Origin of the sequence: Pedobacter sp. FW305-3-2-15-E-R2A2, assembly GCF_038446955.1 — a bacterium.
GTDB lineage: Bacteria > Bacteroidota > Bacteroidia > Sphingobacteriales > Sphingobacteriaceae > Pedobacter.
This window is the reverse complement of record NZ_CP151803.1, coordinates 4297391-4318141: the sequence shown is the minus strand read 5'-3', so window position 1 is coordinate 4318141 and position 20751 is coordinate 4297391. Positions and strand designations below refer to the sequence as shown.

Genomic DNA, 20751 nt, shown 5'->3' with positions numbered 1-20751 from the left:
CAACGCGATGAAACAGTATGGCAGATAAGGATCATTTTAAAAATACCACGATCAGTGGACAAATGCCTGAAGAACTCTCTATTCCGCTTCAGGCTTTGTGGCATGATGGAAAGGGGGATTGGAAAACAGCTCATGATCTGATCGACCATCTGGATGACCGGGTTGCTGCGCATGTTCATGCTTACCTGCACCGCAAAGAAGGAGACCTATGGAATGCAGGGTATTGGTATAAGCGGGCAGGGAAGCCCGTTCCTGATCAAAGTCTTGAAGAGGAATGGGAGGAGCTGGTTCAGCTGTATCTGTCGACGACCTAAATTTCTGGCTATGCATCGGGTAAATCTAATGATATTGTTATTCTTAACATCTTTTGCTGCCTTTTCACAGCAAAAGAATGAGGTCAGCATTGGCTATGTAGACACTTATGAAAAGTTGCCAAAAATCAGCTTCCAGAAAACTACTGCTGCGGAATATGAACGTTATGAGCAGGACAAAACACTGGCAAAGCCCAAACTGAAAGAAACCAAATCACAGTTTCAGATCATAGCAAAAGGAAAACCTTACTGGCTAAAAAAATACGATTCCCAGGCCGGTAGTGATGGTTTTAGGGGATTCGAGTTTTTCGGCTATTTCCCAAAACTGAAAATGTATGTGCTGACGAGCAATGCAACATCCGAACACATTGGTTTTAGTGACCTGATTCTGGTAGATAGCCTCAGTAATTACAGGTATGCAATCGTATCTATAGGCGATGCTGCGGTCGAAACCCCTGTCCCTTCCGTCAATAGTAAGTACCTGCTTTACTTTTACAATGAGTTATACAAAGCAAACAACTGTACGATTGCCATATTGAAAGTAAACGACAGAAAAGCTCCTTCAAAATTGCTTACAGAATATCAATATTTCAAGACCGATAAATGGAACGTAGATCAGATTAAATGGATTGATGATCATTCCTTCCTTGTAAAAGCGTTGGTCAGCAAGATGGAAAATTCGCAACGTTCCAAACACTTTGAATATTACAAGGCTCAGTTGAACTGAGCTTTTTTCTTTTTCCTTCGCCAGGCGCGATAGATCTTCTTTTTCATCACATGTTCCTCTTAAATGGATCATTGCTTCCAAAATATTGATTTTATGGGCAATCTTGGTGGGTATCCATGCGAAATAGCACAACCTTATCCAGAGGATTGTTCCGTAACTTGCTGGTATCATATAGCAGGGTAACAAGCACTATATTCGGTGTACCCAGGGTCTATACTCGGTGGACACCCGCTTAGGAGCTTGTGAACAGCGGGTAGGCTACGAGTAAAATGCTTCTTTGCAATGGTGCAAGCCCTAAGGAGTTACAGGGTTGGTATGATGTTAATTAAATCAAGTATTATGGCAAGAATTACAAAGGGTTTATTGGGTGGTTTTAGCGGGAAAATTGGTGCCGTGGTCGGTTATACGCTATATGGCATAGACCGGATGAGGAGTTTACCTGACCGGACCGCTCCGCCCACCGAGAATGAATTGAAAAACAGAAGCCAGTTTAAGCTGGTCCAGGACACCCTACAATCATTAAAAGAATTGCTTCAGGTTGGATTTAAGAATTATTGGACGGTAAGCGGAGGAACGCGTGCTGCCCTTTCTTATAACCGAAAATTTGCGGTTCAGGCAAATGAAACAGGTTATGAGATCGATCCGAAGCATTTTAAAATCAGTGGCGGCAACCTCCCTGGTTTAACAGGGCTCTCTGTTGTGCAGGAAAGTGCAGCGGTTTTGAGGTTTCACTGGAATCCGGAAGATGTTCCCGAAAGTTCAGGTTATGACCAGGTGATGCTGTTAGCAATCGACCTGAAAGGTCAGCAATCCAGTTATGAATGCCCGGGTAATTTCAGAAGTGCTGGGACAGCTATGCTGCGGATTTCAAAAGATTTGTTAGGAAAAGAAGTGGATGTGTACATTGGAGTCGTGGCTAAAGACCGCTCTGCTCAATCCCATAGCCAGTATTTAGGCCGGATCCAATTGCAGGACGGAGAGCCGGTCTTAAACACAGAAACAGAAGCAAAAGCGACGGTTCCCGAACTTATGGAAGAAGATAAGATTCAAAGGCCAGGTGGTGATGATCGGCAGGAAGCGCATTGGAAAACGGAATTTAATTTAGGTGAACACGCAATGATCAAGGCATTAAAAACGTTAGTGGAAGCAAAACCGCCCGAAGGCAGTCCTGAAATTTGGGCAAGATTATTAAATAGGAACGCCCTGTTTACCCCGTTTTCTGAAGGATCTTTATCCGATTTTTTCAAACGCTTCCTCTCAAAGGATGATTTCCTGAAAATCGTTGAAAATTATATGGAAGAGCGGAAAACTGATAAACAACCCTAATAACAGCATGGATGCAGGGGATATTGAAACGCTGCTTCCAAGAGGTATGGAAAGGAAAGTAAAACGACGTTTGGAGCAAAGCTAAACTCCCGGATCAATGTATTTTTCGTATGCTGCTATTTGTGTCTGCAACCTTTCTTCAAGATAGCTGTTGCCACCTGTCAGTTCTTCCAACAGCTGAATGGCTTCATTTCTATATTCCGTCTTTTTTGCGGTATTCCAGTGACTTGGTGGTACCTGGAGATTGGTGATCCTATCGGCTAATTTTACTGCCCAGACTTCCTTTTGCAATATTTTAATTCTTCTCAGGCTATCTTGCATTTTCTCTGCTTTTGGGAGTTTATCGTCTTTTGTGAGCGCCAATACACCTTCCGCTACCTCTACACCAAAAGCTATTGCAATTTCTTCGAATGTTGTTTCCGTATCTTCCAGGGTATCATGGAGCAAAGCCATTTTTATCGCAAAATCAAGTTTGAAGGCATGGCTGTGTTGCGAGGCAATTAAGATTTCCATAGCCACGTTGCTGAGGTGAACGACATAAGGAAGGTCTGTGCCTGGAATTGTCTGATTTTGCGCCAAATGTCTTGCGGTTGCGAACTTTATCGTCTCCTGATATATTGATTGTATTTCCATTTTATTTGTAATGATGACCTGTTACCAGATATTTCGAAGCTTGTGGTTATCGTACTTTTAAAGTAATGATCGTGATGATGGCCAATAAAATACTGATGATCCAGAACCGGGTCACAATTTTTGCTTCATGGTATCCTTTCTTTTGATAATGGTGGTGTAGCGGCGACATTAAAAATATCCTTCTACCTTCTCCAAACCTTTTCTTGGTATACTTAAAATAGCTCACCTGCATAACGACGGAAATAATCTCTATTAAAAAGACTCCGCATAACAAAGGAATGAGCCATTCTTTACGGATCATGATCGCAAAAGCCCCAATAATACCGCCAATTGCCAGACTACCGGTATCACCCATGAAAACCTGTGCAGGATAAGAATTGTACCAGAGAAAGCCAACACAGGCCCCAACGAAAGCTCCTGCAAAGATCATCAGCTCACCGGAATTTGGAATGTACATGATGTTCAGGTAGTCTGCAATCACCGTATTACCGGAAACATAGGCGAGCAATCCTAAGGTAATGCCTATAATCGCAGAGGTGCCTGTTGCCAACCCATCAATTCCATCGGTGATGTTAGCCCCATTAGAAACAAAGGTAATGAGGAACACGGTGAACAATAGAAAAACGGCTAACGCATATTTTTCGTATCCTTTTCCAGTAAATTTTAAGACTTTAGCATAGTCAAATTCATTCTGTTTGTAAAAAGGAACATTGGTTTTTGTAGATTTCACATCCTGACTATAATAATAGCTATTGCCCTTTTGGCGCAGGATCATCGGGGCAGAAGATACCGGATCCTTTCCTTCGGGAACCGTTTGCCGCACCACAATGTTAGGATGGAAATACATGGTACATCCAATGATCAGCCCTAAGCCCACCTGACCCACAACCTTAAATTTTCCAGCCAGACCTTCTTTATTTTTCTTAAATACTTTAATATAGTCGTCGAGAAAGCCAACAGCACCCATCCAAACAGTCGTTACGATCATCAGGATCACATAGACATTGGATAAATTGGCGAGTAGCAGGGTGGGAACCAGGATCCCCAGCAGGATAATCAGTCCGCCCATCGTCGGTGTTCCCTGCTTTTGCATCTGTCCCTCCAGACCAAGGTTTCTAACAGTTTCACCTACCTGTTTTTGCTGCAGGTAATTGATCATCCTTCTTCCATATACGGTAGTGATCAGCAGAGATAAAATAATGGCCAGCGCAGTTCTGAAAGTAATGTATTGGAATAATCCTGTTCCGGGAATTTCATAATGTTGACCCAGATACTCAAATAAGTGATATAACATGGCCAAATTTACATCATATTTTTTATCTTTGCAGGGCAATAATAAACACCCTTAGCACATGTAGCATCTAATTTCTTTCAGAAAAATAAATGGAACCCCAAACCCGGGGCTTCTATAATTATTCAAATCAAAAGAAAGGAATTATGATTATTCTTCAAGACATTACTTATTTACATCCCAATAGGGATGTGTTGTTTGCTGATTTAAACGTCATCATCAATAAACACGATAAAATCGCCTTAATAGGCAATAACGGCGTAGGAAAATCCAGCCTTCTGAACATCATTGCCGGAAACTTAGTCCTTTCGAAAGGATTGGTCAAAACAGATTCCAAGCCATATTATGTGCCCCAGATTTTTGGTCAGTTTAACGACTATACGGTTGCTCAGGCGCTCCAGATCGAAGATAAACTGCAAGCCTTAAAGGAAATTCTGAATGGACAGGTTACAGAAGAAAACCTGGCCTTACTGAATGACGACTGGGCCATTGAGGAACGTTGCAAATCAGCTTTTGCACATTGGAAACTGGATGAGGTATCGCTCAGCCAGAAAATGGAAAGCCTGAGTGGCGGACAAAAAACAAAGGTGTTTCTGGCTGGAATCCGCATTCATCAGCCGGAAATCATTTTATTGGATGAGCCTAGCAATCATTTAGATACGCTCAGCAGAAAGATTCTTTATAATGATATCGTAACCAGCAGAAAGACTTTGGTCGTGGTGAGCCATGACCGAACGTTACTGAACCTGTTAAATGTGGTTTTCGAACTCGACAAAAGAGGCATTGCCATCTATGGCGGCAATTATGACTTTTATGCTGCGCAAAAGGCCCTGGAAGGCGAGGCTTTGACTCAGACGTTGAAAAACAAGGAAAAGATGTTTCGAAAAGCTAAAGAAACAGAAAAGGAAGCAGTTGAACGGCAACAAAAACTGGATGCCCGTGGAAAGAAAAAGCAGGAGAAAGCAGGTGTTCCTACCATTTTCATGAATACACTTAGAAACAATGCGGAGAAAAGTACTTCACGTATGAAGGGTGTTCACGCAGAAAAAACAACTGCAATTTCAGAAGAACTGACGCAGCTGCGGAAAGAGCTGCCCGCTATAGACAAGATGAAAATGGATTTCGACAGTTCTGCGCTTCACAAAGGGAAAATCCTGATTGAGGCAAAGAACCTGAATTTTGGATATCATGATCAATTATTGTGGCAAGAGACCTTGAGTTTTCAAATCAAAAGTGGCGAACGACTGGCGATCACAGGAGGGAACGGCTCCGGCAAAACTACTTTGATAAAAATGATTTTAGGGCAATTTGAGCCCCAGTCGGGAAGCATAGAACGGGCTGATGTTCAAAGCATTTATATGGATCAGGATTATTCTCTAATTGATCCCGCGCTTCAGGTGTATGAACAGGCACAACAATTTAACTCGGGAGCATTGCAGGAACATGAAATCAAGATTCGCTTAAACCGGTTTTTGTTTACAAAAGAGGATTGGGATAAACCTTGTAAAGCACTCAGTGGCGGAGAAAAAATGCGATTGATGCTGTGCGCGCTTACGATCAGCAATCAAGCCCCGGATATGATCATTCTGGATGAACCGACCAATAACCTGGATCTTCAAAATATAGAAATTTTAACTGCTGCGCTGAATGAATATCAGGGCACATTGCTGGTGGTCTCTCACGATGAATATTTTTTGAAACAGATCAATGTAGAACATTCCATCGATATTGGTTAACAAATATAGATGCTCATTAGAAAAATTACTTTTTAATCACCAACATACCGATCGGTATTTTTACTATCTTTGAATTAAACCATTGACCCATTGCAAAGAGATTCAACAGCAACACATGCTTTTATACTGGAGAAAGTAGCCCCTATATTCAATAAAAAAGGTTATTCGGGAACTACGCTTAGCGACCTGACGGAGGCAACCGGGTTGACTAAGGGGGCACTCTATTTTCATTTCAGGAATAAACAGGATCTTGCAATTCAAGCCTTCCGGATCAATGTAAAACGGGTCATCAATCCGCTTTCTGCAAAAATGCAGGACTGTAATACTGCCCTGGAAAAACTTCAGGTGATGATCAATTATTACCGTGTCTATTATGAGGTGGTGGATCAGGAGGGAGGATGCCCGATACTTAACATGGGAACGGATGCCAATCACAATAATCCGGAGTTGTTTGAGGCCGTTAAGGCGGTGATCATTAAACTGGAAACAGGTATTATAGAACTTCTCAGTTCGGCCATAGCCGAAGGTGAAATAAAGCAGGATACAGACGTGGTGGCATTTGGAAAGAACATCTACTGTATGATCGAAGGCGGTGTTTTTATGGCGGTTACCCATAAGGACCGCAGTTATTTAACCAATATGATGGACTTGATAGAAAGTCTTTTAAAAGAAAAAATGAGTAATTAAAATTTTTTATACAGTAACATACCGAACGGTATGTGGTTAGCAAATATGAAATATAACAGCTTTAAAACCATTAAAAAAACAATGATATACCGATGAAAAAAATACTATCGAGCAGCAGAAAAGTAAGGTTTCAGGATTGTGATCCCTTCAATCATTTAAACAATTCAAAGTATCTTGAATATTTCATTAATGCCCGGGAGGACCAGTTGCTGGACGATTATGGGCTGGATGTATTTGGCCTGATGGGAAGCCAAAAGCTGAGTTGGGTGGTCTCTTCCCAGCAGATCGGCTATTTCAGGCCGGCAACGGCGATGGAAAGCATCAGCATTGAGACACAACTGATCTCTTATGATTCCAGAAATCTTGTGGTGGAAATGAGAATGTATGATGAAAACAAAACGAGGTTAAAAGCTTTACTCTGGACACGGTTCAGCCATTTTAATCTTGCCCTTCAAAGGTCTGCGGAACATTCGGAGGAATTGACAGAATTATTCAGGGAAGTGTTGCTTCCTGTTGAACAGTCTGATTTCGAGGCGAGACGTACTTACATTAGTCAGCAAAAAAAGGAAGCTAAATAAAGCCAAATCGTCTTTTTTTTAAAATAAAATGCAGAAGTTCGCCTCTTTAATCAATTGAAATGAGCAATACAAAAGGATTTACTACCACCATTCTTCATTCAGACCGACTTTTGAAACCAGAATTCGGAGCCATACATCAGCCAGTCCATAATGCCGTAACCTGGGGATACGATGATGTACAGGGCCTGGTAGATGTTTTTCAGAATAAAGCCAAAGGATACGCTTATTCCCGTCAGGGGAATCCGACAACCGCTGCGCTGGAACAAAAAGTATCACAAATGGAGCAAGGAATTGCCACTGTTTCTTTCTCTACAGGAATGGCTGCTATTTCTTCTACCATACTCGCATTAATGAAAGCTTCTGACCATATCATTGCAAGTTCCTACCTTTTTGGGAACACCAGGAGCGTGATGCAGACTTATATAGATATGGGGCTGGAAATCTCTTTCGTAGACTCAACGGATGCAGAGGAAATCAAAAAAGCTTATCGGGAGAATACCAGAATGGTATTTGTGGAAACCATTGCTAATCCTGCTACACAGGTATCAGATCTTGGAGCAATCGGCGACTTTTGCGCAGAAAAGAAATTGATTTATGTAGTGGATAATACGATGACTTCTCCTTATTTGTTTCGTCCGGCAACGGTAAAAGCAAGTTTGGTGATCAATTCATTGACCAAATATATTGGTGGTCATGGGAATGCATTGGGTGGTAGTGTAACTGATACCGGTTTATTTGACTGGCTTGGCTTCCCTAACATTGCCCCAATCATACGCGAGCAAATTCGTCCGGAAATGCAGGGCATCACACAAATCAGAAAAAGAGGTCTAAGAGATGGGGGAGGAACACTTTCTCCGGAGGCTGCGCATAGCATTTCTGTGGGTTCGGAAACGATTGCCCTCAGACTGGATCGCGCTTGTGGCAATGCAGCGATATTGTCTGAATTTCTTGAAAATCACCCCCTGGTGAGTCATGTTTACTATCCCGGATTGAAAAGTCACCCTCAGCATGCACTGGCTTCCAGTTTATTCCACCGCTTTGGCGGATTAATGAGTTTTACATTAGTAGATGGCGTAGATTGCCTTGAATTCCTGAACGAACTTAAACTTGTGATTAAGTCAAGCAATCTTGGAGATACACGTACCTTGGCTATTCCGGTGGCACAAACCATTTTCTTTGAATTGGGCCAGGAAAAACGTGATGAAATGGGTATCCCGGATTCGATGATCAGGTTATCTGTTGGAATTGAAGATATCGATGATCTAATAGCGGATTTTAGTGCCGCATTTGCTGCTTTTTAAGTAAAAATTAATTTAGCAAGTAAAGAATCGTAAAAAGGCAAGGTGAATTCCTTGCCTTTTCTCGTTCATCCCGGTTTCTATAAAAACTTAGTTTCCCGGAGTGTTTCTCTTTTGATTTTATAATCTTGGGGGGCGACACCCATTATTTTAGAGAACATTCTCGAAAAATAATATTGGTCATCAATTCCGAGCGCTGCTGCAATTTCTTTAACGCGGAGGTCTGTAAACTGGAGATATTGACAAGCCTTTTGTATTTTAATCTGATTGAAGTATTTAATGGGGGCAAATCCGGTTTGTTCTTTAAAGAGCGCAGAGAAATGCGATGATGATAAATTAACAGATTTAGCGACCTCTGCTAAAGTAAAGGTAGCATGCAGGTTTTTTTGCATGTATTCAATGGAGAGGTCTATCGGATTTACCATGACCTTTTTGGAGGAATAGTTAAATTTATCATCAAAAATAAAGGAAGATAAAAAATGCTGGAAGCTCGTGTTTACATAACAGAGGTTATCTGTGCTATATCCCCGCTCCAGATTCAGATAGATGTCGTCAAACAGCTTTATTCTCGATTCATTAAACTGCACAAAGCCTTTATAATTTTTCTGCCGCCTGAGCAATAAGGCAATCAGGGATTTGACGAGATGTCCTTTGAAGTGTGCCCAGTAAATCGTCCATGGGTTGTTCTTGTCGGAGGCATAAGCATGCGCTTTTTCTGCCGGAATGATGATGAAATTCCCGGCAAGAAGGGGATATGGCATTTTTTCAATCTGAACTTCTCCCTTGCCAGCGGTACAATAAAGCAGGATATACTGATCAATACCCTGCTGGCGTTCCCGGTAATGAAATTCGGCTTTTGGATAGAATCCGATATCGGTCACATAGATTCCGGATAATAAAGGATTGGAAACACAGCTTTTTGAAATAATGGACCTGGGTAACATAATTGCCCTTTGCCCGTTAAAGCCTTCTTTTTTCTTAATTTCGGTCGTATCGGTTTCCATATCAGCTCGTTTCTGAGGGTGAATTTATATAGAATTTTCCTAAGATTGGTTTAAGGCTTCATAAAGCTGTACGCTGAAATGTTTAAGACATGGTTTGAGGCTGTTCAATATGGTGCAGCCGCTGTTCGTTATTGAACATGCAGGTTTATTTAGATTACTGAATTGTAGGGCATTAATACTATTTTCGCCTTTGGCATAAACTTGGCCAGTCACCTGGTATGAAAATATCGAGCTTTTACTTTTTGAAACTAACATTTCTGATTTGTTTCCTCTCTGTAAATACAAAAGGACAAGCGGCTACACCTGCATCAGGAATATTATATGCCGACATTGCCCGCATGGACAGTGTGTTATTTAATGCATTTAATACGCGTGCACTAGACACGTTAAAAGTATTGTTCTCTAAAGACATAGAATTTTATCATGATTCTGGTGGCTTAACAGATTATAAACAAAATATGGATGCTTTTGAAGAAACATTTAAAAGCGAACGTAAGCTGAGAAGAGAACTTGTTGCCGGAAGTCTGGAGGTTAGCCCGATTAATGGCTACGGCGCAGTGGCAACCGGGATCCATCGTTTTTATGCAACGGAAAAAGGGAAGAAGGAGCAGTTGAGCAGCGAAGCGAAATTTGTAATGCTTTGGCGACTGCGGGATGGAAAATGGAAAACTACCCGAATTATTAGCTTTGGCCATCAGGAATATTTGAATAGGCCAGGTAAGCCTTAACCAATAGAAACATACATGTATATTCAGAAAATTCAAATCGAAATAAAGAGTAAGGCCGACAAAGACGAGATCTTTGAAGAGATGAATATGCTGACCTGTTATTATCGTGGTAACGGACAAAGTCAGGGGAGGATCGAATCACAATACATTGCAGGGCGTAAAATTATTTCTCTTCCATTCACATTGGAAAAGGACTCCTTAGACCGGAAATACAATAACTTTTATACCGAGCGGCAAATTGACAAAATAGAACAGCTGTGTGCGGCTAAAATTCAAATCAAAACGGTTGGGAAAACTTCAGCAGATTATAAGTCGGCCTGTAAATGTAAAAAGAGTGATTTCTATATTTTAATTACAAACTACGTTACGATTGAATCTCCCATATTTTGTGGGACTTGTCACCAGTCCGTTCCTTTATACCGGCTTCCCAAATATAAAGACCATGGCTATGTACCTATTCTAAGTTGGGAAAGTGATTATATTTCCTGTGATACTTTACAAATGAATTGTTATGTCGGCGAACGTTGGGCTTTAAACCAAATGGAAAATTTAAAATCGACATTGACAAAACAGGGATTGAAAATTTGCAGGACATTGGAAGGTCTGACGAATACACCGACTTATTATTACTTACATAATTACTTAAGATATAAAGAGGATGACCTGACCAGGGCCTGTCCGGGCTGCGGTAACAGTTGGGGGCTGCAACCGCAGTTACATGAGCGGTATGATTTTAAATGTGATCAGTGCAGGTTAGTATCTACGCTTTCGAGTTGTTCATAGGAAAATATTTGCTGTGCTCAGTTTGTAAGCACGAACAAGATAAAAAGGATGGTAATATATATTCGTAATTTTATAGCATGAAGACATTAATCACCTTAGGTATACTCCTTACCTTCAGCTCTTTTATTGGAAAAGACAGATTAAACGGGCTTGGCTTTTTAGCGGGAACCTGGAAAACAGAAAATAAGGAAAACTATGAAAGCTGGAAAGTAGTCAACGATTCCCTGCTGGAAGGAAATGGGTATAAAATGAAAGGCGGACAAAAAGTTGTTACAGAATATTTTTCTATAAAAGCGAGTTCCGGCAAAATTGTTTATCAGGCAACAGTGCCAGACCAGAATAATGGAAAAACCATTGATTTTGAGCTGAACAAAAGCCTGAAAAACAAGTACTCTTTTGAGAACCTCTCGCACGATTTTCCTAAAAAGGTCCAATACACTAAATTAAACGATACGACCATTTTTGTGGAGGTATTAGGAGAAAATGACAAAGGCTTTTCTTATAAAATGAGGAAGCGAAAATAGGAAGGATGTTTAAGCCCTCAGCATTTTTTTGATCAGGGCAATCTGTCCCAAATGGTAATGGGTATGTTCTATGATTCCATGGATATTTCTATAATAAATCCCGTATTTCTCTTCCTCAAAATATTCCCAAAGCCGTTGTTCCGGTAGTTGTTCAATCAGATCTGCGAATTTTTCAGCATCGGCCAGGGCTTTGTTTTTCAATGCTTCCCAGTCTTCCTCGGAACAGATGGGAGGATGGTTAAAGCTGTATTCATCTTTAGCATCGAGTTGTGCTCCCTGTAATACTTTCAGGACGGCGCTTACATAATAATTCACATGATAAACGAGTGCGGCAATGGTATTCAGGTTTTGAACTGGCGTGATCGCCTGTTGCCAGGTTACATTGGCCATGTTGTCTTTTAGGTTGGAACAAGTCCAGTTTCCTCCGAAATGAACTTCTCTAAAGTGTTTTGCAATTTGTGCGGTCAGGTTCATAGTTGAAATTTATTATTGTCCGGATGGGGGTGATGGTTTATGCATGTCCATATATTTCTTTAATTCAGGATCGTTATATAGCCCAAAGTAGCTCGAGAAAAAATATTCGTTTCGCCGGGCAATGGCGATATGCCAGAGACCGATCTGAGACAAGTGACCATACCGGGACAACACTTTGTGCTCTTTAAACCAGGTGACCCGCTCTTCTGATAGTTTCGGCTTTATCCGATCGTTCAAGCTGTTTTCACTACATTGTTTCAGATAAAGACTGAGCTCCTCATCAGAGATGTGATTGACGAGCTCCTTTACGCTGCTGGTCAAGGCTATATTTTCTAATGACCGAAATAGCTCCTCTATTGTGAAATGTATGCCTTCTGATTTAAAAAATGCGGGAGCCTCAGCCTTCATTCTGGCAATTTGCTCAATTTTAAATTCATTGATGCTGTTATAGGATTTATCAAAACAATCGACCAGGGCATACAACGCAGCATAACCATAGGTTCTACTGTCGGAATCTACCACGTGAAAAGTCCCATCGGTGATTTCAAAAACCAGTTTAATGTCATCGCCTTTTAAGACCGACAAATAGTTAGTGAAAAATAAAAGATATTCTTCAATGGCCTTACTGATACCGATGTCATAGGGGAAGTAAGTTTGGTCTGTGTTCCATATCACATGGCTATAGTAGGAATCCGATGGGTATAATTTTATTTCAAGATGAGCATAACGCTCTCTTTTTCTATATACAGCTCTCCCGGCCACTGGTTGGAGATCCCAGTCTATCAGTTGTGGCATAATGTGTCGCAATTCATTGATATTGAAGAGCTTGTTGTTTAGGCTGATTTCTGTCATGTCTGTTTTTTCTATTTTTTCCAGGGCAGTTCAGGATTTGGGTTGGGCATTTTTGGCAGCACCTTACAAATGATCCCGATGATTTGCTCCTCAGCAACTTCAATAACTTGATTGGTAATTGTGCCCCTGACCCTTTGATTTTGTCCATAGCGCTTATCAGCGATGGCAAAAGGACCGAAGCCAACAGCCTGCACACCGCGCTCCATTTCCTCATTGATTTTTTGAACCACATCCTTTTCAAAGTGGCCATTGACCCTTAAGTTTTTGCAAATGATCGCCGAGACGGGCAATAAAGTCATCTCTCCAACAGGCAGGATACCTTTTTCTAAGTCGGCCCCACTTGACAACGACAGATCCGGTTCCGGGGAGTTCTTGTCCATGCGCCAGTCCCTGCTGGAGAGTACCAGAGGATTGAGCCAATTTCTTTCGATGTGGACCTGCGTGAGTTGACATTCTACCTTTATTGCAGTTTCCGCTATTTTTAAAAAGGATTGCTGGTTCCGATCACTTTGCTTATTGGAAAGGTTGAAAAGGCCAAAGGAAGGATCCAGATCCCTCGTCAACTCTGATTTGCGTTGATGATCAAGGTCTTGCTGGTCAAAGCTGAAAGCGCTCCAGCCAGAATTCTCAAACCAATACTTGTAACTGGGGTAGAAGTCTGTTAACTGAAAAACAGCCCCTGTATTGGTGGTCTGCTGTCCATTTTTAAACTGTTCCCCTGCCTGCTTCCAAAAAGCAGCTGCATCTAAAAGCTTGTATTCCTTTATGATGGCTAAACTGAGTTCCATCCCGTTTTTTTGACCTTTTGCAATCCACTTGTTGATGGCCTGATCAAGTCTCATCATCAAATTTCTCGGTATTTTTGCGCCACCGTTTTCCTGAGTTGCCTTGGCACTCAGGTATTCGAGTTGTACAGCTTCATAAGCGTATTTGTAAAACTGATATTCCTGGATATGGTCACCGTAGTGCCTTTCTGCATCTCTTAACTGCTGGGCTCTTTGTTCGGATATTCCGCTGCTGACCGGGCTTTCCTTACAATTCAAAATTGAATTGTACACTTCGGAGATTTTCCTGCCTTTCTGTTTTTCAAGCCAACTGAACGCAGGAGCATAGTCAAAAATCGAGGAAAGAATTGCCGCATCTTCCGGTTTTACGTTAGGATTCAGGCCGGAAGGAAGAAACTTGCCGGGACTGGACATCACGAATAACTGTTTATGGGAATTTTCAATCAGGGAAATGGAGAGTTTAGCATAAAGCTTTTCAAAAAATTCGGTATTCCAATTTTGCATATTGTTTTGATGAGATCGACAGCTGATCTGGAGACGCTCAGCTGCCAAGAGGTTAAATAATTATTGAAATTAATAAAAAGGCAGGATTTTATGGCAATTCTTTTTAAATGCGCAAATTATGTCATTCATCTCTAATCTTTTAATCAATTTATTGTCTGGATTTTTTTCTTTCAATACTTTGATTATTTTTGCGGCCGAATGAGAGTAGTTGTGTTTTTCGTTTTCCTGTTTTCCCATCTGCTATGCAGGGGGAATGATATTCATGCAGGTACAGCGCATCATTCTATGCCTCCTGTTAGTCATTGTTCTCATCACAGGCTTGCTAAAAGCGAACCCACAAATTTTGCAACTGCAGACCTGGACCTCACCGTATCTGAAGAAGGTGATTTAGATGAAGAACACACCAATGGTGATGACCTTCAGCATGGGCTTACACACAGCAATTATCTTTTATGCGACAAGTGGTACCTGAGCTTTTTCCCGGCTTTAATTTTAGAAGACTACCACCAGCATTTTAAAACATTCCCGCCTTTCTGTGGCGACACTTCTCCAATTTACATCAAACAAAGAGTTTTAAGGATCTGAGGATTTCCATCCATCCATCCATCCATCCATCGGTTTCTGGTTTGTGATCATCCCCTGGCTGATGGCCTGGAGACCGACGATTAGTTATGTCCTGAGGGTTCGTTGATCAATCATTGAATTTCAGGAACTTATTCGCTTAATTTCCCACTAAATATCATGAAGAAAACAATCGTGTTCACGGCTGCTATTGCCTTGTTGAACCTTGCCAGCTGTACCTCAAAAAAAGAGGAGAAAAAAGAAGACAGCAAGTTTACCACCACCAATCCTTTAAAGACGGATACTTCCTTTACCAAGGAATATGTTTCGCAAATCCGTTCTGTTCGTAACATTGAGCTCCGGGCGCAGGAAAAAGGATACCTGCAAAACATTTATGTGGATGAAGGCCAGTCTGTAAAAGCTGGTCAGCTGCTGTTTAAGATCATGCCTAAAGTTTATGAAGCAGAATTGCGGAAAGCGCAGGCCGAAGTAAAGGCAGAAGAGATAGAACTCAAAAATGTCAAGTTGCTGGCCGATAAAAATGTAGTTTCCAAAAACGAGCAGGCCATGGCTCAGGCCAAGTTGGACCAGGCGAAAGCGGAAGTTGCACTGGCTAAGCTCCATTTGTCATTTACCGAAATCAGAGCCCCTTTTGATGGGACCATAGACCGGATTCCTTTGAAAATAGGAAGTCTTGTTGACGAAGGCGCATTGCTAACCAGCCTTTCTGATAACAGTCAGGTATTTGCCTACTTTAATGTTTCAGAGCCTGAATATTTAGAATACCAAACCAATGTCAAAGCACGTGCGGACAATAAAGTAAGTCTGTTATTGGCCAATAATGAACTTTTGAAAGACAAAGGAAATGTCGAAGTGGTAGAAAGTGAATTCGATAGCGAAACAGGTAATATCGCTTTCAGAGCACGCTTTCCTAACCCAAACAAGTTGTTAAAAAATGGTGAAACCGGAAAAATACAGATGCTGGTTCCGCTCAGAAATGCATTGATCATCCCTCAGAAAGCAACTTATGAGATTCAGGATAAGATGTATGTATTTGTGGTGGGAAAAGACAATGTAGTCCATTCCAGAAATATTACCATTGCTGCGGAAATGCCTGATATGTATGTTGTTGGCAGTGGTCTTTCTGAAACCGACAGCATTCTGCTGGAAGGCGTTCAGAAGGTAAAGGACGACGAAAAGATCAAAAGCGAGCACCTTGCGCCTAAAGAAGTTCTTTCCCGTCTGCGTTTAAAAGCAGAATAGCTGTCCAGTTTGGTATCTATCATTAAAAATATAAACAAATGTTTAATAAGTTTATACAAAGGCCAGTCCTTTCTATAGTAATATCGCTCATTATTGTGTTTCTGGGTGTGCTGGCATTGAGCCACCTGCCGGTTACACAATTTCCATCGATCTCACCGCCTAAGGTGAACATCACCGCAGAATATCCGGGAGCAAATGGTGAGCTCATGATCAAATCGGTAATTATCCCCCTGGAACGGGCCATCAATGGTGTTCCGGGAATGAAATACATGGCTTCTGATGCCGGTAATGATGGAGAAGCCTCGATTCAGGTGGTCTTTAACCTGGGCACAGATCCAAATCAGGCCTCGGTAAACATTCAGAACCGTGTGGCCTCGGTAGTCAATAAACTGCCGCCATTGGTGGTACGTGAAGGGGTGAAGATCACGCGTGAAGAATCCAACATGTTAATGTATATCAACCTGTACAGCAAGGATCCGAAGATGGATCAGAAGTTTCTGTTCAATTTCGCAGATATCAATGTGCTTTCAGAATTGAAGCGGGTAGACGGTGTTGGTGTGGCTGATATTTTGGGGAACCGGGAATATGCAATGCGCATCTGGCTAAAGCCCGACAGGATGTTGGCTTATAAAATATCTGCAGATGAAGTTTTGGAAGCCTTGAACCAACAAAGTTTAGAGGCTTCGCCGGGTAAAACGGGTGAAAGTTCCGGAAAAAGATCTCAGTCTTTTGAGTACGTATTGAAATATCCGGGACGTTTTACGACCAAAGAAGGATATGAAAATATCATTCTACGTTCTACTCCAAAAGGAGAGATTCTTCGTTTAAAAGATGTGGCGAATATAGAGTTCGGGAGTTCAATGTATGACATTTACTCTAACCTGAATGGCAAAGCTTCGGCAGCAATTACGGTGAAACAATCTTATGGAAGTAATGCCAGTCAGGTAATTAAAGACATCAAGGCCAAAATGGAGGAGATCAAGAAAAGTTCTTTTCCAAAAGGGGTAGATTATGAGATCAGTTATGATGTTTCGAAATTCCTCGATGCCTCAATTGAAAAAGTGATTCACACTTTGGTGGAAGCTTTTATCCTGGTTGGCTTGGTCGTGTTCCTCTTTCTTGGTGATTGGCGTTCTACACTGATCCCTGCCATTGCCGTTCCGGTATCCTTGATCGGAACCTTTTTCTTTATGCAGTTTTTCGGAATCACGATTAACCTCGTGACGCTGTTTGCACTGGTACTGGCGATTGGGGTCGTGGTCGATGATGCGATTGTCGTCATCGAAGCGGTGCATGCAAAGATGCATGAACTGCATATCTCTGCAAGAAAGGCGACAAAAAAAGTGATGCATGAAATCAGTGGAGCCATTATTGCCATCACCTTTTTGATGGCGGCAGTGTTTATTCCGGTGGCCTTTATGTCTGGACCGGTTGGGATATTTTACCGTCAGTTTTCCATTACGATGGCCACAGCGATTATTCTTTCCGGTATCGTGGCATTGACGCTTACCCCGGCATTATGTGCGATCTTATTGAAAAACCATGGTAAGTCGCAAAAGAAAAATGGATTGGATAAGTTCATGGACGGTTTTAACAATGGCTTCGATAAGCTTTCAGGAAAGTATCAGAAGGTACTCGGCAGCATTATCAGCCGTAGAATGGTGACTTTCGCTGTGCTGATTGCCTTCTGTGCCGGAACGTATTTCCTGAACAATAGTCTTCCTTCAGGCTTTATTCCGAACGAGGATCAGGGGATGTTCTATGCCATTATCCAGACGCCTCCGGGATCTTCATTGGAAAGAACGAATGAAATTGCAGAAAGGTTACAGAAGATCGCTGAAAAGGTAGAGGGGGTGCAATCTGTTTCGGCTCTGGCTGGTTACGAAATTCTGACGGAAGGAACGAGTGCAAACTCCGGGACCTGCCTGATCAACCTGAAAAGCTGGGAAGACCGTAAACATTCTGTGGAAGAAGTGATGAAGGAGCTGGAAGAAAAATCTTCAGAGATTTCCGGTGCGACGATTGAATTTTTCCAACCGCCGGCAGTGCCTGGATATGGAGCTGCGGGAGGTTTTGAGCTTCGTTTACTGGACAAAGCCGGATCTGGTGATTTCAAGAAAATGGAAACGGTGAGTAAGGACTTTGTAAAAGAATTGAGTAAACGTCCGGAGCTATCTTCGGTATTCACCTTTTACAGTGCAGGTTTTCCTCAATATATGTTAAGGGTGGATAATGACCTGGCCCAGCAAAAAGGAGTCACCATTGAAAATGCGATGAACACGCTCTCTACTTTGGTAGGAAGTAATTACGAGACCAATTTTATTAAGTATGACCGTCAATATAAGGTGATGGTGCAGGCTTTGCCTCAATACCGTGCATTGCCGGAGGATATCCTGAAGTTGTATGTGAAAAACAGCCGGGAGGAGATGGTGCCTTTTTCTGCTTTCATGAAAATGGAGAAGGTGTATGGCCTGTCGGAAATTACCCGGCACAATATGTACAATGCTTCAGAAATCAGTGGCTCTTCCGCGCCGGGTTACAGTAGTGGTGCGGCCATTAATGCAATCAATGAAGTGGCAGAAAAGACCTTACCAAGAGGATTTAGTATCGATTGGGCGGGTATTTCCAAAGACGAAGTATCCCGTGGCAATGAAGCGATCTATATCTTCCTGATCTGTCTGGGATTTGTATACCTGATTCTGGCAGCACAGTATGAAAGTTTTATCTTACCATTATCGGTGATTCTTTCCCTTCCTTGTGGGATTTTCGGTGCTTTTTTATTGCTGAAAATATGCGGTCTGGAAAACAATATTTATGCGCAGGTGGCTTTTGTGATGCTGATTGGTTTATTAGGTAAGAATGCCGTGCTGATTGTAGAATTTGCCGTTCAGAAGCATCGCGCCGGAGCAACTGTACTTCAGGCAGCGATGGAAGGTGCTGCGGTGAGGTTCCGTCCAATCCTGATGACTTCCTTTGCCTTTATTGCCGGATTGATCCCTTTGGTATTCGCCTCAGGACCAGGTAAAATTGGGAACCGGACCATCGGTTCTGCTGCCGCTGGTGGAATGCTTTTAGGAACGCTTTGCGGTGTGTTAATCATCCCGGGCTTGTATTATATATTCGCCAGGATTGCAGAAAAACATAAGCTCGTTAAAAATGAAGAAGAAAACCCATTAACAGAAGAAATCGATCACAATGTATAAACTGAATTTAAATCGATGCATCATTGCGTTGAGTATAGGTCTTGCGATAGCTGGCTGTAAGGTTCCGTCGGTGGTGACGCCGACGGCAAAATTAACTGTTCCCGGGGCCTACGACAAGGCTCGGGATACCACTAATATGTCGGCAATGCCATGGCGTAGTTTCTTTAAAGATCAGAATCTGGTCGATTTGATTGATACGGCTTTGAAGAATAATCAGGAACTGATGATCACTTTGCAGGAAATTGAAATCGCAAAGAATGACATCCGGGTGAAGAAGGGTGATTTGTTACCCCACGTTGGGATAGGAGCAGGTCTGGGTGTTGAAAAAGTAGGTAGGTATACCAGTCAGGGGGCAGGCGATGCTTCCACGGAAATTGTTCCGGGTAAGGCTATGCCTGATCCGCTGATGGATTATTCTTTGGCCATTCATGCGAATTGGGAGGTAGACATCTGGAAGAAATTACGGAATTCTAAGAAAGCAGCAATCAGCAGGTATTTATCGACCGTAGAGGGCAAAAACTTTGTGGTCACTAACCTGATTGCAGAAGTTGCAGATTCATATTACGAGTTGTTGGCTCAGGATAACCAGCTGGAAATTGTAAAACAGAACATCGCACTGCAAAAAAATGCCTTGGAGATTGTCAAAGTTCAGAAAGAAGCTGCCCGGGCTACGGAATTGGCCGTTCAAAAGTTTCAGGCAGAAGTGCTGACCTCAAAAAGTATGGAATTTGAGATTCTTCAAAAAATAAAAGAAACAGAAAACAGGATTAACTTTTTACTCGGCCGCTATCCACAGGAGATCAAACGGGATAAAGGAAACTTTTTAAGTTTGTTACCTTCTGCTGTTCATTCGGGGATTCCTTCGCAATTGCTGGCCAACCGTCCGGATATCAAACAGGCGGAACTGGAATTGACGGCAGCAAAGCTGGATGTGAAAGTGGCAAGGGCAGAATTTTATCCTTCTCTGGATATTTCAGCGGCGATAGGTTTACAGGCATTTAAGCCGTCCTACTTTTTAAAGTTTCCGGAATCGGTGCTTTATTCGCTTGCAGGAGATATCGCCGGACCGCTGATCAACAGAAATGCAATCAAAGCGGAGTTCCTAAGTGCCAATGCAAGGCAGCTTCAGGCCATGTATAATTATGAACGTACGATTCTGAATGCATATTTGGAGGTTTCTAATCAGCTTTCCAAAATCAGTAATCTGGAAAAAGGGTATGGCCTGAAATCGCAGCAGGTGGAAGCACTGGACAGGTCAATCGTTGTTTCGAACGACTTGTTCAAATCTGCCAGAGTGAATTATTTTGAAGTCCTGATGACTCAAAGAGATGCATTGGAATCTAAACTCGAACTGATAGAAACCAAGAAAGAACAATTGAATGCCGTAGTTCATTTCTACAGGGATTTAGGTGGAGGCTGGCAATAGCATCTGCTGCAATGCCCCGCGATAAGTTAACTTGTCGCGGGGCATTTTTATTTGTTT

Annotated in this window: 20 protein-coding genes; 14 read left to right on the top strand and 6 right to left on the bottom strand. The window is 42.0% G+C overall.

The genetic code is table 11. From position 1 onward, the window contains the following. The first annotated feature begins 17 nt into the window (after positions 1-17). From AAFF35_RS17250 to AAFF35_RS17240, 3 genes are all read left to right on the top strand, one after another. Positions 18-314 (top strand): hypothetical protein, encoded by a 297-nt coding sequence (locus tag AAFF35_RS17250; RefSeq protein ID WP_342327776.1) that lies wholly within the window; start codon positions 18-20, stop codon positions 312-314. A gap of 34 nt (positions 315-348) precedes the next feature. Next, positions 349-1038 carry a hypothetical protein gene (locus tag AAFF35_RS17245; protein WP_342327775.1) on the top strand — a complete coding sequence of 230 codons (690 nt, stop codon included), beginning with the start codon at positions 349-351 and terminating at the stop codon, positions 1036-1038. 339 nt (positions 1039-1377) lie between these two features. Beyond that, entirely contained in the window at positions 1378-2364 is a 987-nt protein-coding gene (locus AAFF35_RS17240) for a DUF6266 family protein (protein WP_342327774.1), read from the top strand. A gap of 81 nt (positions 2365-2445) precedes the next feature. On the opposite strand, the gene AAFF35_RS17235 is transcribed toward AAFF35_RS17240, so the two are convergent. After that, a complete protein-coding gene (locus AAFF35_RS17235) occupies positions 2446-2997 on the bottom strand; it encodes an HD domain-containing protein (protein ID WP_342327773.1) in 552 nt (183 codons plus the stop codon). A 46-nt stretch (positions 2998-3043) separates the two neighbouring features. After that, on the bottom strand, positions 3044-4291 hold the full coding sequence (gene mraY, locus AAFF35_RS17230; protein WP_342327772.1) for a phospho-N-acetylmuramoyl-pentapeptide-transferase: 1248 nt from the start codon (positions 4289-4291) through the stop codon (positions 3044-3046). Between the two features lie 143 nt (positions 4292-4434). Between mraY and abc-f the strand changes: the two genes are divergently transcribed. From abc-f to AAFF35_RS17210, 4 genes are all read left to right on the top strand, one after another. After that, positions 4435-6024, top strand: a complete 1590-nt coding sequence (gene abc-f, locus AAFF35_RS17225; RefSeq protein WP_342327771.1) for an ABC-F type ribosomal protection protein — start codon at positions 4435-4437, stop codon at positions 6022-6024. Between the two features lie 90 nt (positions 6025-6114). Next, on the top strand, positions 6115-6711 hold the full coding sequence (locus tag AAFF35_RS17220) for a TetR/AcrR family transcriptional regulator (protein WP_342327770.1): 597 nt from the start codon (positions 6115-6117) through the stop codon (positions 6709-6711). A gap of 92 nt (positions 6712-6803) precedes the next feature. Then, the gene (locus AAFF35_RS17215; RefSeq protein WP_342327769.1) at positions 6804-7289 is read left to right on the top strand and encodes an acyl-CoA thioesterase; all 486 of its coding nucleotides are present in this window, start codon (positions 6804-6806) and stop codon (positions 7287-7289) included. A gap of 59 nt (positions 7290-7348) precedes the next feature. Further along, complete coding sequence (locus AAFF35_RS17210) at positions 7349-8590, top strand: cystathionine gamma-synthase family protein (protein ID WP_342327768.1); 1242 nt, start codon at positions 7349-7351, stop codon at positions 8588-8590. A gap of 77 nt (positions 8591-8667) precedes the next feature. Here AAFF35_RS17210 and AAFF35_RS17205 read toward each other — a convergent pair whose 3' ends face one another. Further along, complete coding sequence (locus tag AAFF35_RS17205; protein ID WP_342327767.1) at positions 8668-9591, bottom strand: AraC family transcriptional regulator; 924 nt, start codon at positions 9589-9591, stop codon at positions 8668-8670. A 242-nt stretch (positions 9592-9833) separates the two neighbouring features. On the opposite strand from AAFF35_RS17205, the gene AAFF35_RS17200 reads away from it, so the two are divergent. From AAFF35_RS17200 to AAFF35_RS17190, 3 genes are all read left to right on the top strand, one after another. Then, the gene (locus AAFF35_RS17200) at positions 9834-10319 is read left to right on the top strand and encodes a nuclear transport factor 2 family protein (RefSeq protein ID WP_342327766.1); all 486 of its coding nucleotides are present in this window, start codon (positions 9834-9836) and stop codon (positions 10317-10319) included. Between the two features lie 15 nt (positions 10320-10334). Next, a complete protein-coding gene (locus AAFF35_RS17195; protein ID WP_342327765.1) occupies positions 10335-11102 on the top strand; it encodes a DUF2310 family Zn-ribbon-containing protein in 768 nt (255 codons plus the stop codon). A gap of 77 nt (positions 11103-11179) precedes the next feature. Beyond that, positions 11180-11626, top strand: coding sequence for a DUF6265 family protein (locus AAFF35_RS17190; protein WP_342327764.1), 447 nt, complete (start codon positions 11180-11182; stop codon positions 11624-11626). 9 nt (positions 11627-11635) lie between these two features. Here the strand turns inward: AAFF35_RS17190 and AAFF35_RS17185 are convergent, their stop codons facing one another. The 3 genes from AAFF35_RS17185 to AAFF35_RS17175 are packed head-to-tail and all read right to left on the bottom strand — an operon-like array spanning position 11636 to position 14241. After that, the gene (locus AAFF35_RS17185; RefSeq protein WP_342327763.1) at positions 11636-12100 is read right to left on the bottom strand and encodes a DinB family protein; all 465 of its coding nucleotides are present in this window, start codon (positions 12098-12100) and stop codon (positions 11636-11638) included. 12 nt (positions 12101-12112) lie between these two features. Continuing rightward, the gene (locus AAFF35_RS17180) at positions 12113-12952 is read right to left on the bottom strand and encodes a hypothetical protein (protein WP_342327762.1); all 840 of its coding nucleotides are present in this window, start codon (positions 12950-12952) and stop codon (positions 12113-12115) included. Between the two features lie 11 nt (positions 12953-12963). Next, complete coding sequence (locus AAFF35_RS17175) at positions 12964-14241, bottom strand: hypothetical protein (RefSeq protein WP_342327761.1); 1278 nt, start codon at positions 14239-14241, stop codon at positions 12964-12966. 198 nt (positions 14242-14439) lie between these two features. Here AAFF35_RS17175 and AAFF35_RS17170 point away from each other — a divergent pair, with 198 nt between their 5' ends. From AAFF35_RS17170 to AAFF35_RS17155, 4 genes are all read left to right on the top strand, one after another. Beyond that, positions 14440-14826, top strand: coding sequence for a hypothetical protein (locus tag AAFF35_RS17170; RefSeq protein WP_342327760.1), 387 nt, complete (start codon positions 14440-14442; stop codon positions 14824-14826). Positions 14827-14982: 156 nt separating this feature from the next. Next, on the top strand, positions 14983-16065 hold the full coding sequence (locus AAFF35_RS17165; protein WP_342327759.1) for an efflux RND transporter periplasmic adaptor subunit: 1083 nt from the start codon (positions 14983-14985) through the stop codon (positions 16063-16065). A gap of 38 nt (positions 16066-16103) precedes the next feature. Continuing rightward, complete coding sequence (locus AAFF35_RS17160) at positions 16104-19268, top strand: efflux RND transporter permease subunit (RefSeq protein WP_342327758.1); 3165 nt, start codon at positions 16104-16106, stop codon at positions 19266-19268. After that, positions 19261-20694, top strand: coding sequence for a TolC family protein (locus AAFF35_RS17155; protein WP_342327757.1), 1434 nt, complete (start codon positions 19261-19263; stop codon positions 20692-20694). The genes AAFF35_RS17160 and AAFF35_RS17155 overlap by 8 nt, the downstream gene beginning before the upstream one ends. Positions 20695-20751 lie beyond the last annotated feature (57 nt).